The 13,338-nt window shown below is 68.0% G+C and carries 9 protein-coding genes; 4 read left to right on the top strand and 5 right to left on the bottom strand.

Features of this window, described 5'->3' with window-relative positions:
• Window positions 1–389: 389 nt before the first annotated feature.
• Entirely contained in the window at window positions 390–1,559 is a 1,170-nt protein-coding gene (locus KOR34_RS25485; protein ID WP_146568976.1) for a c-type cytochrome domain-containing protein, read from the top strand.
• Window positions 1,560–1,582: 23 nt separating this feature from the next.
• Entirely contained in the window at window positions 1,583–2,866 is a 1,284-nt protein-coding gene (locus tag KOR34_RS25490) for a hypothetical protein (protein ID WP_146568977.1), read from the top strand.
• Here KOR34_RS25490 and KOR34_RS25495 read toward each other — a convergent pair.
• Complete coding sequence (locus KOR34_RS25495) at window positions 2,841–3,347, bottom strand: DinB family protein (protein WP_146568978.1); 507 nt, start codon at window positions 3,345–3,347, stop codon at window positions 2,841–2,843. The genes KOR34_RS25490 and KOR34_RS25495 overlap by 26 nt on opposite strands.
• Before the next feature lie 147 nt (window positions 3,348–3,494).
• Between KOR34_RS25495 and KOR34_RS25500 the strand changes: the two genes are divergently transcribed.
• The gene (locus KOR34_RS25500; protein ID WP_146568979.1) at window positions 3,495–5,147 is read left to right on the top strand and encodes a formylmethanofuran dehydrogenase subunit A; all 1,653 of its coding nucleotides are present in this window, start codon (window positions 3,495–3,497) and stop codon (window positions 5,145–5,147) included.
• Here the strand turns inward: KOR34_RS25500 and KOR34_RS25505 are convergent.
• The 4 genes from KOR34_RS25505 to KOR34_RS25520 all read right to left on the bottom strand — a co-directional run bounded on the left by KOR34_RS25505 (window position 5,144) and on the right by KOR34_RS25520 (window position 10,277).
• Window positions 5,144–6,109, bottom strand: a complete 966-nt coding sequence (locus KOR34_RS25505) for a mechanosensitive ion channel family protein (protein WP_197531746.1) — start codon at window positions 6,107–6,109, stop codon at window positions 5,144–5,146. The two genes, KOR34_RS25500 and KOR34_RS25505, sit on opposite strands and share 4 nt — an antisense overlap.
• 144 nt (window positions 6,110–6,253) lie before the next feature.
• On the bottom strand, window positions 6,254–7,429 hold the full coding sequence (locus KOR34_RS25510) for a lactonase family protein (RefSeq protein ID WP_146568980.1): 1,176 nt from the start codon (window positions 7,427–7,429) through the stop codon (window positions 6,254–6,256).
• Between the two features lie 31 nt (window positions 7,430–7,460).
• Window positions 7,461–8,255: an SDR family NAD(P)-dependent oxidoreductase gene (locus KOR34_RS25515; protein WP_146568981.1), complete on the bottom strand. Its 795-nt coding sequence runs from the start codon at window positions 8,253–8,255 to the stop codon at window positions 7,461–7,463.
• A gap of 42 nt (window positions 8,256–8,297) precedes the next feature.
• Window positions 8,298–10,277, bottom strand: a complete 1,980-nt coding sequence (locus KOR34_RS25520) for a glycoside hydrolase family 97 protein (RefSeq protein WP_146568982.1) — start codon at window positions 10,275–10,277, stop codon at window positions 8,298–8,300.
• 246 nt (window positions 10,278–10,523) lie between these two features.
• On the opposite strand from KOR34_RS25520, the gene KOR34_RS25525 reads away from it, so the two are divergent.
• The gene (locus KOR34_RS25525) at window positions 10,524–13,313 is read left to right on the top strand and encodes a family 78 glycoside hydrolase catalytic domain (RefSeq protein WP_146568983.1); all 2,790 of its coding nucleotides are present in this window, start codon (window positions 10,524–10,526) and stop codon (window positions 13,311–13,313) included.
• Window positions 13,314–13,338: the final 25 nt, after the last annotated feature.

Consider the following 13,338-nt stretch of genomic DNA (forward strand, 5'->3'; position numbering starts at 1 on the left):
CCACCCGCTACGGGCAACGCGCCCAGGCCGAGACCACCATCAGCATGCTCAAACGCCTCCTCGGGCCCCAGCTGCGAGCACGAAAAAAGCCCATGCAGCGACGCGAAGCCGCCCTCAAGACCCTCACTCTCAACCTCATGATCCTCTAAACATCTAGAAGCTTTCTACAGAGCTACTTTTGTCCCTAAAAATCGATGCGCCAGAACGGGACAAAACTACCGGCGGTGGGCCCGCGTCCGATGCACGGCGTGATGTCGGTCTGCGAGGGAATCTCGTCGGGCGGATGCGATTGAACGCAGTCCGGGCGTTGCTCGACCCGACCAGACCGGTCAGGCTACAATGGAAGGCCCTGGCTTGATCACCCACGCACCCGAGTCACCCTGCTCCTTATGAAAACCCTGTTTCCGATTGCCCTGCTTGCGGTCATTGCCACAGTTCTCCAACCAGTTGACGCGGCGGCCGCTGACAAAGTCGACTACGCGACCCAGATCAAGCCGATCCTCGAGGCCAGCTGCACCAAGTGCCATGGCGAGAAACGCCAGCTGGGCGACCTGGCACTGCACACCGACGCGCTGGCGGAGGTGATCGAGGACGGGTACATCCTCGAAGGGGACGCCGAGTCAAGCAGCGTATACGAGCGGCTCACCCTCGAGCCGGATGACAAGCTGCTGATGCCCAAGGGGGGCGACCCGCTTCCCAAGGAACAGATTGCGCTGATCGAGCAGTGGATCAACGAGGGCGCGGTGCTCACCTCGGCCGAAGCCACGCCCGAGCCGATGGCCCACGGCGAGGACGAGCACGCTGAGGACGAGGTCGACCCAATGCCCGCTCCACCCGCGGCCGACGAGTCGCGGGTCCAGGCGATCGCCGACATGGGCGCCAGCATCGTGCCGCTGTACCAGGGCAGCACGCTGCTGAGCATTTCGTTCCCCAGCAACCCGCAGCAGGTGACCGACGAGTCGATCGACGCGATTGCGGCCGTCGGTCCCAACGTCGCGTGGCTCAGCCTGGGCGGCACGGCCGTTACGGACGCGGGCGTCGCGAAGCTGGCGGCGGCCTGCCCCAACCTGTCACGGCTGCACCTGGAGAAGACCGCCACGACCGACGCCTCGGCGGACGCGCTCACCGGGCTGCAGCGGCTGGAGTACCTCAACCTGTACGGCACGGCCATCACCGACGCCACCGTGGCCAAGGCGGCGGCGCTGCCCAAGCTCCAACGCCTGTACGTGTGGCAGACCCCGGTCACGTACGACGCGGCCAAGCAGGCGATGGCGGCGCACGAGGGCCTGGAGATCAACCTCGGCTGGGACCACCCGGGCGTGGTCCGCGAGCGTCTGACCAGCGAGTTGGAGCGGGTGTCGACCCGCAAGGCCGAGGCCGCCGAGCGCGCCAAGCAGGCCGAGACGCAGCTCGCCGAGGCGAAGCAGCAGTTGGAGTCGTCCGCCGCGCGTGAGGAGGAGATCAAGCAAGAGCTGCAGGCCCTCGACGGCACGCCCGAAGAAGCCGAGGGAACGCCGGCCGAGGGTGCGACCGAAGCGTCCGAGCCGCAAGACGCCTAGCCGCCGAACCCGGGGAGCCCAGGATGGCGAGCCACCAGACGCACGTTGACGTCCTCTGCTTCGGATGCGGGTGCTTGTGCGATGATCTGCGGGTGACGGTGGACGGCGAATCCGCGCTGGCCGAAGGCCTGTCCTGCTCGCTGGGCCGTGAATGGCTCGACCGAGTCGCCGCTTGGCGTCCCGGGCCGTGTGTGATCGAGGGTCGCGAGGCGCCGCTCGCCGAAGCGGTCGCGCGGGCCGCCGATCTGCTTTCCGCCGCCCACGCGCCGCTGGTGTGCGGGCTGGCGGGCGCGGGGACCGACGCGCAGCGCGCCGCGGTGGGGATTGCCGACCGGCTGGGCGGCTTCGTGGACTGGACCACCACGCCGGCCGATGCGGCCGCAATCGAGTCGATGCAGACGGTCGGAGCGGTCGGCGTTTCGCTGGGAGAGATCGCGCAGCGGGCGGACCTGGTGGTGTTTTGGCAGTGCGACCCGGCCTCCACGCACCCGCGGCACTTTGAGCGGTACAGCCTGCAGCCCAAGAGCCGCTGGCTGCCGCGGGGCAGGGCAGACCGGAAGGTTGTCGCGGTGGGGGACCCGGCGTCCGCTACCGCGGCGGAGGCGGACAGCGTTGTTGAGCTGCCAGCCGGCGGCGCCGTCGACGCGCTAGTCGCGCTGCGGGCGGCGCTGGCCGGCGTGACGCTTGCGTCCGACCCGCCGGCCCCGATCGCCCGCCTAGCGGAGCAGATCCGCGACGCCAGCTTCGCGGTGTTCTTCTACGGCGATGAGTTGAAACGGCAGGGCGCCGCGGCGCTGACGGAGCTCACGCTGCTCGCGCAGTCGCAGCAGGAAACGACGCGCGTAGTCACCGCTCCGCTGGGCGGCGCCGGCAACGCGCCCGGCGCGAAGAGTGTGATGACCTGGCAGACCGGCTACCCGATGGCGGTGTCCTTTGCGAGCGGTTCGCCCGAGTACGGAGCGCCGGATTTCACCGCCGAGTCGCTCCTCGCGCGGGGCGAGGTCGACGCCGTGCTGGTGGTTTCCGAGGACGGGATGGCCGGGCTCAGCGACGCGGCGATCCAGGCGGTCTCGCGGGTGGATTCAGTGGTGCTGAGCTCTGCGCCGGTGGACGGGCTTGGCGCCACGGTTCGGTTCAGCACGCCGCCGTTGGGGGCGGCGCCGGGCGGCGCCGTGTTCCGCTCCGATCACGTAGCGCTGCCGCTTCACCAGCCGTTGGTGGACGCCGCCACGACCGACGCGGGGGTGCTGGCGGCCATCGCTGCGCGGCTGGCGCCGGCGTTCAGCGGTTTGCCGGCCGGCCCATGAGACGGCGGAGCAGGATCACCTGGCCGATATGCAGCAGCTCGTGCGAGGGGCAAAACTCCACCGCGCCCAGCGGCGTGGAGAACCGCGGGTGCGAGTTCTCCAGCTCGACGTCGAGGAACGCGTCGCTCATCAGCACGAGCTCGCTGTAGGTGTGCTCCGCAACCGCGTCCAGCACCCGCACCAGCTCTTGCGGCGACGTGTTGGCCGCCGGGTCGGGGCTGGGGGTCGAACCGCGTCCGTAGCGGGTGCGGATCTCGTCGGAGATCAGCAGCTGGTCGGTCACCTGCTCGCCCCGCACCCGTACCAGGCAGAGCGCGTACTGGGTCGCGGTGATGTGCCCCACCTGCCAGGCGATGTTCGTGACGCCCTCGTGCGGCTGCCAGAACCACTCGTCGGGCTGCAGGTCGGCGAGGAAGCCCTTGAGCATCTCGCGCGTCTGCTTCATCCGTTCGACCGCCGCGTCGATTCGTGTCCGCCCCATCACCAACCTCCTGCGTGAATGCTGACCTTGCGGTTAAGATAGCGTTTCACCATCCATGCGGCCAGCAAGCCGGCCGGCCGCCGCGAGCAGGACTTGTGGCTCCGCTTGTCCGCAATCCGTACGAACCCAACCAACCGACCACCACGCATGCTCAAGATCGCCGGCGCAACGCTGCACGACCCGGCCAACGGGGTAGACGGCCGGCAGGCGGACTTGTGGATCGACGGCGGAAAGATCGTCGCCCCGCCGGACAATCCTGCGGTCAAGCCCGCCCGCGTGCTGGACGCCAAGGGGCTGATCGCGATGCCCGGGGGCGTGGACATGCACTGCCACATCGCGGGACCGAAGGTCAACGCGGCGCGTGAGCTGCGGTGCGACGACCGCCGCGCCGAGGACCAGCGGATCGCCCGCCGCGAGGGGTTCCGCAGCGGCACGCTAGGCAGCGTCCCCAGCACGTTCGCCACGGGCTACAAGTACGCGGGCCTGGGCTACACCACGGCCTTCGACGCCGCGGTTCCGCCGATGGCCGCCCGGCATGCGCACCTGGAGCTCGCCGACACGCCCTGCATCGACAGCGGCTTCTACGTGCTGCTGGGCAACAACCACTACGTGATGGACTGCCTGAAGCAGCGTGACCCGGCGCGGCTGCGCTCGTACCTGGCGTGGCTGCTGGGCGCCACGAAGGGCTACGCGCCGAAGCTGGTGAACCCGGGCGGTGTGGAAGTGTGGAAGCAATCGGGGCAGGACGCCCTGCAAGGGCTGGAAGACAAGGTCCCGCAGTTTGACGTTTCGCCGCGGGAGATCATCCGCGGCGTCGCCCAGGCGGCGGCCGAGCTCGGGCTCCCCCACCCGGTGCACCTGCACTGCAACCAACTCGGCATGCCGGGCAACTGGCGGACCACGCTCGACAGCATGCACGCGCTCGAGGGCTGCCGCGCCCACCTGACGCACATCCAGTTCCACAGCTACGGCGGCGGCGATGAGGACGAGGGCACGCTTGCCAGCCGCGTGCAGCCGCTGGTGGAGCACGTTAACCGCCACGAAAACCTGACCGTCGACGTGGGTCAGGTGCTGTTCGGCGCCACCACCAACATGACCGGCGACGGGCCGCTCGGGCACTACCTTTACCGCACCACCGGGGACCGCTGGTACTGCCACGACACCGAGGTCGAAGCCGGGTGCGGGGTGCTGCCGATGGAGTACCGCGACAAGAACCTGTTCAACGCGTTGCAGTGGGCCATCGGGCTGGAGTGGCACCTGATGATCGACGACCCGTGGCGGCTGGCGCTCAGCACCGACAGCCCCAACGGCGGCTCATTCCTCGCCTACCCCGAGCTGATCCGCCTGCTGATGGACCGCGACCACCGCAACGAGGTGCTCTCCCGCTGCCCGCCCAAGCTGCAGGACCGCTGCGGGCTTGCCGGGCTGGACCGCGAGTACACGCTGAACGAGATCGCGATCATCACCCGCGCAAGCCCGGCAAGGATCCTCGGCCTGCCGAACAAGGGGCGATTGGACGCCGGCGCCGACGCGGACATCACGCTCTACACGCCCAGCGACAACGCCGCGGAGATGTTCGCGCTGCCGCGGTACGTGCTCAAAGCGGGCGAGCTGATCATCGACAACTATGAGCCGTGCGCTGCGCCCGACGGCAAGACGCTCTGCGTCGCGCCCGACTACGACCCTACGCCGCTGTCGGACATGGAGAAGTGGTTCGCCAGCGAGTACTCGGTCCAGATGAGCCACTACGGCGTCCGCGATGACGAGACGCCCCGCGCCGAAGTCACCCCGACCGGCTAGCCCCCGTGGGCGTGCTCGGCGGGCGTGGCGTCGCCCTGCACGGTGATTGGCTCTTTGAAGGTCATGGTGCGGTGCGGGAACGGGATCTCGATCTCAGCGCCGTCGAGTCGGCGTTTGATCTCCTGCACCACCTCGTCGCGTGACGCCCGCTGCTCCTTTGGGGTGGAGCCGGCCCACCAGCAGACCTCGAAGTTGATGCTCGAGTCGCCGAACTCGCGGGCGAAGACTTCGGGCTGAGGATTAGCTTTGACGCTGTCACAGGCGACGAGCGCGTCGTGGATGGTCTGCTGTGCGGACGACAGGTCGGTCGTGTAGTCGACGCCGCAGATTAGGCGGGCCCGCCGGGTTGGTCTGCTGGTCATCACCCGGACCGGCGACTTGAAAAGCTGGGCGTTGGGCAGCACAACCAGCTGCCCATCCACCTGGCGGATGGTCGTCATGCGGATGGTGGTTTCCTCAACGGCGCCCTCGATGTCGCCGCACTCGATGAAGTCGCCGTTCTCGAACGGGAACCGCCACAGGATGAGCACGCCGGCGAAGAAGTTCTCCACGATGTCCTTGAACGCGAATCCGATCGCGATGGACCCCAGGCCAAACACCGTCAGCACCTTGGCGATGGTCATGCCCGGGAAGATGATCACGGCCGCCACGAGCAGCCCGACAACCCACACCGCCGCGTAGGCCACCTGGCGGAGCAGGTCCTTGAGGCTGCGCCGCAGCCGCACCCGCGTGAGGGCCTTGCGGGTCACGCGGTCGGCCAGCGCTGCCACGCCCCAAGTGACCAGCAGGATCAGCAACGCGGCCACGATCAGCGGCAGCCTCGCGAGGAAGTCTTCTAGCATGCCCGACAGGCTTCCGACGACCGTGCTCACGGCGTCGTCGATGGAGCGGATTTCGGGCGTCTGGATCTCCGGGGCGTCGTCGGCTTCATCGGCCGCTTGCGCCAACAGCAACGTGTTCACGGCGGTGCTCGCTGAGGGTAGGTGCTTGCCTGCTACCCCCTATTGTGGGGCTGCGATCCAGGACGACCACCCGTGGCGCGAAAGCGGCCGTTGGCTGCGTGCTGGGTAACCAGTCTGGCGCCGAATCAGTCAGCGACGGGCTCGCTACTCCGTGATAAACCGTACGCAAACGGGGCGGGGCGCCTTGATCGGTTCGCCGATTGGCGTGAGCTCGCCCGTCTGCTGGTTAACACGGAAGACGCTCACGCTGTCAGAGTCCTGGCCGCAGGCCAGCAGGTACTCCCCGGACGGGACGATGCCGAAGTTGCGGGGCGTGCGGACCCGTGCCGGCGTGTGCCCATTAGGCGTGAGCGTCCCAGTTGCCGGATCGATCGCGAAGACCGCGATGCTGTCGTGCCCGCGGTTCGACCCGTAGACGAACCGCCCGCTGGGGTGCACGTGGACGTCCGCGCACGAGTTGCGGCCGTCGTAGTCCGCGGGCAGCGTGCTCTGCAGGTCAAGCTGCTCGAGGGCGCCAGTCGCGGGGTCCCACGCGAGCGATGCGAGCGTGCTCGAGAGTTCGTTGATCACCAGCAGCAAACGCCCCTTGGGGTGGAACGCCAGGTGGCGGGGCCCGGCGCCCGCGGGCATGGAGAACGACGGCGGGTCGTGCGGGGCGAGCTCGCCGGTCTGCTCGTCGAAGCGGTAGACGTACACCTTGTCCGTGCCGAGGTCGGCCGCCAGCGCGAAGCGGTTGCTGGGGTCGGTCACGATGCAGTGCGCGTGCGGGCCGCTCTGCCGCGACTCGATGACGCTCCTGCCGGTGTGCTGGTGGAAGCTGACAGCCGGGCCGACTTTTCCGTTCGGCTGCACCGGCAGCGAGGCCACCGTTCCCGCTCCGTAGTTGGCGATCAGCAGAAATTTGGACCGATTGTCGAGCGAGACGTAGCAGGGCCCACCCCCGGCCGTTGGGGCCGCGTTCAGCTCCGACCACTCACCCGCCGGGCCCAGTTGCAACGCGACCACTTTGCCGGTCGGCCGCCCCTGGAACTCGCGGACCTCTCCCACGGCGTATAAGCGGCGTCCGCCGGGCGCGAGCGCGAGGAACGACGGGTTGTCGGCCTCCGCGATCAGCTTGACCTCTCCCTGCAGCGAGTCGCCGTCCACGGTGACGTCCAGGCGGTAGACGCCACGGCTCAACTCGCTGTTGTACGTGCCCAGGTAAGCGGAGAGCTGCGTCTCGCCGGCGGGCGTCGCCGCACGACCTGTGCCGGGCGCCACGGCATAGCAAGAGAACAGGAGGAGGGCTTGTGCGGCGCGGCTTAGGTGGGATATCGGCATGGGTGTTGTTTGTCTGGAGTGCAGCGGTGACTCAGTCCTTGGCCGGCACGGTAGCCCGGGTGGCGCCGGTCGAGATGCCGCCGTCGACTAGTAGCGTCTGCCCGGTGACGTACTGGCTGGCGTCGGACGCCAGGAACACCACCGCGCCGCGGAGGTCGCCCGGCTGGCCGGGGCGGCGGAGCGGGATGCGGTCGACCAGGTAGTCGAGCCACTCCTGGTTCTCGTACAGCACCTTGTTCTGCTCGGTGCGGAACCAGCCGGGCGCCAGGCAGTTGACCGTTACGCCATGGGGGCCCCAGTCGTCGGCCAGACTCATCGTGAGCTGCTTCACGCCGCCGCGGCTCGCGCAATACGGCCCCAGTCCCGCGTAACCAGCGACCGAGGTCACCGACCCGATGTTGATCACCCGCCCGTAGCCGCGCTCGACCATCCCGCGGCCGATCGCCTGAGCGACGAAGAACGTCCCGCGGAGGTTGGTGTCGAGCACCAGGTTCCAGTCGTCCCAGCTCACGTCGAGCGCCGGCTTGCGGACGTTGCAGCCGGCGTTGTTGACCAGGATGTCGATGGCGCCGCACGCATTGGCCGCGGCGTCGGCCATCCGTTGGATGCTGCCGTGGTCCCGGACGTCGAGCTCCAGGGCCGTGACCTTGCGGCCGAGAGACTCGATCTCCGCTTGGAACGCCGCGAGGTCGTCACGCTTGCGGCTGGTGATCACTAGGTCTGCGCCTGCCGCGGCGAGCGCGCGGCCGAACTCCTGGCCCAGCCCCCGGCTGGCGCCGGTGACGACAGCCGTGCGGCCGGTCAGGTCGAAGGGGTTGTCTTGCAAGGGATGCTCCGGTGAAGAGTTTGGCTCTGGTGTGCTGCGTGCCTAGTCGTTCGCGGGACGCAGCCAGCCGGCCCAGCCGCCGCCCGACTCCAGACGCACCTGCAGGCTGTCGGCGCTGGTGACCGTCTGCGTGGTGTGCTTGAAGTCCATTGCGTTTTGGTCGGCGTTCACGCCGTCGGCCCAGGCTTCCAGCTTGTAGGCGCGATCGCCGAGGAACGAGAGGTCGAGTTCCAGCCGCCGCGGCGTCCAGTTGGTCATCGCGCCGACGAACCAGGCGTCGCCGCTCCGGCGGGCGATGGCGACCACCTCGCCCAGTTCTGCGTGTAGCACGACGGTCTCGTCCCACACGGTGGGCACGGCGGACAGGAACCGCAGGCACTCAGGTTCGCGGCGGTACTGCGTGGGGCTGTCGGCCAGCATCTGCAGTGGGCTCTCGTACACCACGTACATTGCCAGCTGGTGGCAGCGGGTGCCGAGGCTCATCGGACGCTCGTAGATGTCGTGGAAGTACTCGCGGTGCGAGTTGTCCATCGCGCCTGGCGTGTAGTCCATCGGGCCGGCGGTCATGCGGATGAACGGCAGCACCAGCTCTTGGGGCGGTGTGGCCGTTTCGTTGCTCCACTTGTAGTTCTCGAGGCCGGTGACCGCCTCGAACGAGATCACATTCGGGTAGGTCCGCCGGATGCCGAACGGCTTGCAGCTGCCGTGGAAGTCGACCAGCATCCGCCGTTTGCCGGCCTCGGCGGCGGTGCGGTGGTAGAACTCCACGAGCGGCTGGTCGTCACGCTGCATGAAGTCGACCTTGATGCCCGCAACGCCCAGCCCCTCGAACTTGTCGAGCGCCTCGATCATGTTGGCGTCCAGCTCGTTCCACAACGTCCACAGGATCACCCCCACGCCCTTGTCATTGGCGTGGCCGATCAGCTCCACCAGGTCGATCTCCGGGACGGTCTGGGTGAGGTCGCCACGCTTGGACCAGCCCTCGTCGAGGATGATGTACTGCAGGCCAGCCTCGGCGGCGAAGTCGATGAAGTGCTTGTAGGTCGCGGTGTTGACGCCCACCCGGAAGTCGACGCCGGTGACGTTGATGCCGTTCCACCAGTCCCACGAGACCTTGCCCGGCTTGATCCAGCTGGTGTCGGCCAGCTCGCAGGGCGGGGCGAGCTGGTAGATCAGTTCGTTGGTGAGAAAGTCGGCGTCGGCCTCGGCCAGGATCATCACCCGCCAGGGGTACGCCCGCGTGCCGCTGGTCTTGGCCAGGTAGTCCGCGGCCTTGGTGACCATCACGTCGCGGTCCCGGACCGTTCTGGTCGCCAGCGGGTACGGCGCGAATTTGCCGACCAGCCCGCGGTGATCCTCCGCGCCCCGCAGGAACATGCCCGGGTAGGACGCCAGGTCCGACTCCGAGAGGTAGACCTTCGGACCGTTCTGCGGTTCGACCACCATGCCGGTCGAGCAGAACCGCTCGGGGCCGATCTCGCCCAGCGGCACGTGCTTGTACACCCGCTCCTGGTGCGACATCAAGCTATCCTCTTCCGGGAACCAGGTCATCGGCGTCCCGGGGAACCTGAACTCGGCCAGTTCGCTCTCCACCACCACACCGCCGGGCAGGTTCGTCACCCAGCGGTAGGCGACGCCGCGGTCGTACGCCCTCACGACCAGGGCGTGGCTGCCCGACTCGGCGGTCAGCGTCAGCTCGTTGCAGCGGTGCGGCAGCGACTTGAACCGCCGCGGCACGACGAAGGTGGTCGTCTCATTGATCTCGGTTCGCGTTTCGTTGGCGGCGCCCAGGCTCGTGCCGAACGGCTTGCGGCCCCTGATTGTCAGGTCGATCTGCGACCGATCAATCACCACTTCGCCTTTGTGCTGAACAGAGAAGCGGACGCCGTCGCTCTCTTCGATCTCCACCAGAACGTCGCCAGACGGAGACTCTAATCTCCATTCGGCGGCGCTCAGGCCGTTAACCAACAAAAGGATAGCGAGGATCGCAATCAGGCGGACGCAGCGGTGGGGCAGGGACATGGCGGGCGGCGGACCAGTTGGAGGGTGGGATCGCGTGCCCGACAGTGTAAGCCGCGGGGCTGTGCGATACGAGCCTTTGCCGGAGATTGGAAGGCATCGCACCACGTCTGCGGCGGGTCGCAGTGCTCACCAGCGTTCGGCTGTTTTAGCTGCACCGCGCGAGCGGTTCGTTTATCATGCGCCGGCCACGCCGTTGGGGCGTGGTTGCTCATCCATCCAGCACGCCCGCTTCGGGCAACCAGTTCTATGAATCCTTACGTTCCGTTCGTCAGGAGCCAGTTGAGCGTCGTAGGCGTCTGCTTATCGGCCCTGCTGGCCTGCCACACCGTCCTCGGCCAGCAACCTACGAGCAAGGCGTCGGTCGCCGCCCCAATTGGGCTGACCTGCGAGTATCTGGTCGACCCGCTCGGGGTTGACGTTGCGCAGCCGCGGCTCGGCTGGAAGCTGCCGCCCGACCTGCACGCGGCGCCCGGGCCTCGGCAGGCCGGCTACGAGGTGCTCGTCGCATCGAGTCGACGCAAGCTGCACCGCGATGAAGGTGACCTGTGGTCATCCGGCAAGCGAGACGGCGCTCAGAGCACTTTGGTCGCTTACGAGGGTCAGCCACTGGAGTCTGGGGCCGAGTGCTTCTGGAAGGTGCGGGTGTGGGACGACGCCGGCTCGGTGTCCGACTGGAGCCCAATCGCCCGGTGGTCGGTCGGTCTGCTGAGCGCAGACGACTGGCAGGCGGAGTGGATCGGCCCGCCCGAGTCTCAGCGGATCGAACCCACCGATGCCGACCGATCGCCGGTCTGGGATCCGTGGCTGCGCAAGGCGTTCGAGCTGCCGTGGCGGCCCGAGCGGGCAGAGCTGTGCGTGGCGTCGATCGGCTACCACGAACTGTACGTCAACGGGCAGCAGGTCACGGCCCAGGTGCTGGCGCCGGCGGTTTCGAACCACCGCGTACGGGCCCGCTACGTGACTTACGACATCGCAGCGCACCTCCGGCCGGGCAAGAACGTGGTCGCCTTGTGGCTGGGCGCCTCGTGGGCGATCTATCCACACTACCGCACGCCTAGCAGCCCGGGCGTGCCGGTGGTGATCGCGCAGGGGGAGTTCAAACGCGGAGGCGCGAGTTTTCAGCTCCGCACCGACAAGTCATGGCTCACGCACCCCAGCCCTAACCGGCTGCTGGGGCGGTGGGAGTTCCGTCACTTCGGCGGCGAGCACTACGACGCGCGCCGCGAGCTGCCCGGCTGGAGCGAGACCGCGTTCGATGATTCGGAATGGCAGGCGTCCGCGGTCTACCGCCCGGACGTGGAGCTGTCCGCCCAGATGGTCGAGCCCAATATCGTTTCCGAAACGTTCGAGGCGGCGTCGGTCCATGAAACCGAACCGGGCGTGTACCAGGTTGATTTTGGGCGGAACTTTGCGGGGATGATCGAAGTCGATCTCGCCGCCCAACCGGGCAAGGCGGTGCGGCTGCTCTCGTCGGAGCTGCCCGAGCGGGAGGAGATGTTCGGCCTGCACAGCGAGTACATTGCCGACCAGCGCGGCCGGGGCACGTTCCGCAGCCGCTTCAATTACCACAGCGGCCGCTACCTGACGATCCACGGCGCCGCCCGCCGGCCGCTGACATCCGAGGTCCGCGCAATGCCTGTACGCACCGGCTTCGCGCGCACGGGGCGTTTCGCCTGCTCGAACGAGCGGCTCAACCGCATCTACGACGCGTCGATGTGGACGCTGGAGAACCTCAGCCTGGGCGGGTACCTGGTGGACTGCCCGCAGCGCGAGCGGATGGGCTACGGCGGCGACGCCCACGCCACGCTGCTCGCCACGCTGTACAACTACGGCGCCGGGGCCTTCTACACCAAGTGGGCCGAGGACTGGCGTGACTGCCAGTACGACGACGGCTACCTCCCCAATACGGCGCCCACCTACTGGGGCGGCGGTGGACCCGGCTGGGGCGGCTTCACAGTCACGCTGCCGTGGCAACTGTACCGGCAGCACGGCGACCGCCGCATCCTCCAGCAGCAGCGGCCGACTATCGAAAGGTGGCTGGCGTTCATGGACTCCACCTCGCAAGACAACCTGCTGACGCCCTGGAAGGGGCGGGACACGGCGCCGCAGGACGAGTGGGTGTTCCTGGGCGACTGGCTGTGGCCCGACGCCCACGGCACCAACAGCCACACCGACGAGACGCTCTTCTTCAACAACTGCTACTGGGTCTACAACCTGCAGACCGCCGCCCAGGTCATGTCCGTGCTCGGGGACCAGTCCGCCGCCGAAGGCTACCGCCGGCGCGCCGACGAGGTGCGGGCCGCTATCAACAACCGGTTCTACGATCCGGACCAGCACAGCTACGTCAACGGGCAGCAGGCCTACCTCGCGCTCGCCCTGCTTGCGGACGTGCCGTACGCGGACGAGCGGGACGGAGTCTGGCAGACGCTCGAGCGTGAAATCGTTGAGCGGCAGGGGGGCCACATCGACGCCGGGATCACCGGCGGCGCGATGCTGTTCAATCTACTGATGGACGCCGGCCGCAACGACCTGATCTACGCCATGGTCGACCGCTCGGACTACCCGAGCTGGGGGCACATGCTCGAACAGGGCGCGACCACTATCTGGGAGTCGTGGGAGCGGCGGGCCGACTCGGGACACTCAATGCTGCACAGCTCCTACCTGTACGTCGGCGCCTGGCCGCTCCACGGGCTGGTGGGCATCTCGCCCGGCCCGGAACCGGGTTTCGCCGAGTTCGAGATCCGACCGTCTAAAGTGTTGTTCGACAAGCTGGATTGGGTCACCGCCTCGTACGAGTCGGAGCACGGCGCGATCGAGTTCGCGAGCAAACGCACCGACGACGGCCACGAACTGAGCATCCTGGTCCCGCCGAACACCCAGGCGAGGTTGGTGCTGCCTGTTGGTCTGCACGCCTACACGCCCAGCGGCGCCGTGATCAAAGACGGTCACGCCGAAAGCGATGACGCGCACGACGCCCGCACCGTGAACCTGGCGGCGCCCGGTCGACGGTCGATCATCGTGCGTAGCGCGTACTAGTTGACTCGCAGGTGTTCCTGCTGTG

The organism is Posidoniimonas corsicana (assembly GCF_007859765.1).
GTDB lineage: Bacteria > Planctomycetota > Planctomycetia > Pirellulales > Lacipirellulaceae > Posidoniimonas > Posidoniimonas corsicana.

What these genes read in the sequence shown, in the direction of transcription:
- KOR34_RS25485 (WP_146568976.1), top strand. Translation starts at nt 390, where the DNA reads ATGAAAACCCTGTTTCCGATTGCCCTGCTTGCGGTCATTGCCACAGTT.
- KOR34_RS25490 (WP_146568977.1), top strand. Translation starts at nt 1,583, where the DNA reads ATGGCGAGCCACCAGACGCACGTTGACGTCCTCTGCTTCGGATGCGGG.
- KOR34_RS25495 (WP_146568978.1), bottom strand. Translation starts at nt 3,347, where the DNA reads ATGGGGCGGACACGAATCGACGCGGCGGTCGAACGGATGAAGCAGACG.
- KOR34_RS25500 (WP_146568979.1), top strand. Translation starts at nt 3,495, where the DNA reads ATGCTCAAGATCGCCGGCGCAACGCTGCACGACCCGGCCAACGGGGTA.
- KOR34_RS25510 (WP_146568980.1), bottom strand. Translation starts at nt 7,429, where the DNA reads ATGCCGATATCCCACCTAAGCCGCGCCGCACAAGCCCTCCTCCTGTTC.
- KOR34_RS25520 (WP_146568982.1), bottom strand. Translation starts at nt 10,277, where the DNA reads ATGTCCCTGCCCCACCGCTGCGTCCGCCTGATTGCGATCCTCGCTATC.
- KOR34_RS25525 (WP_146568983.1), top strand. Translation starts at nt 10,524, where the DNA reads ATGAATCCTTACGTTCCGTTCGTCAGGAGCCAGTTGAGCGTCGTAGGC.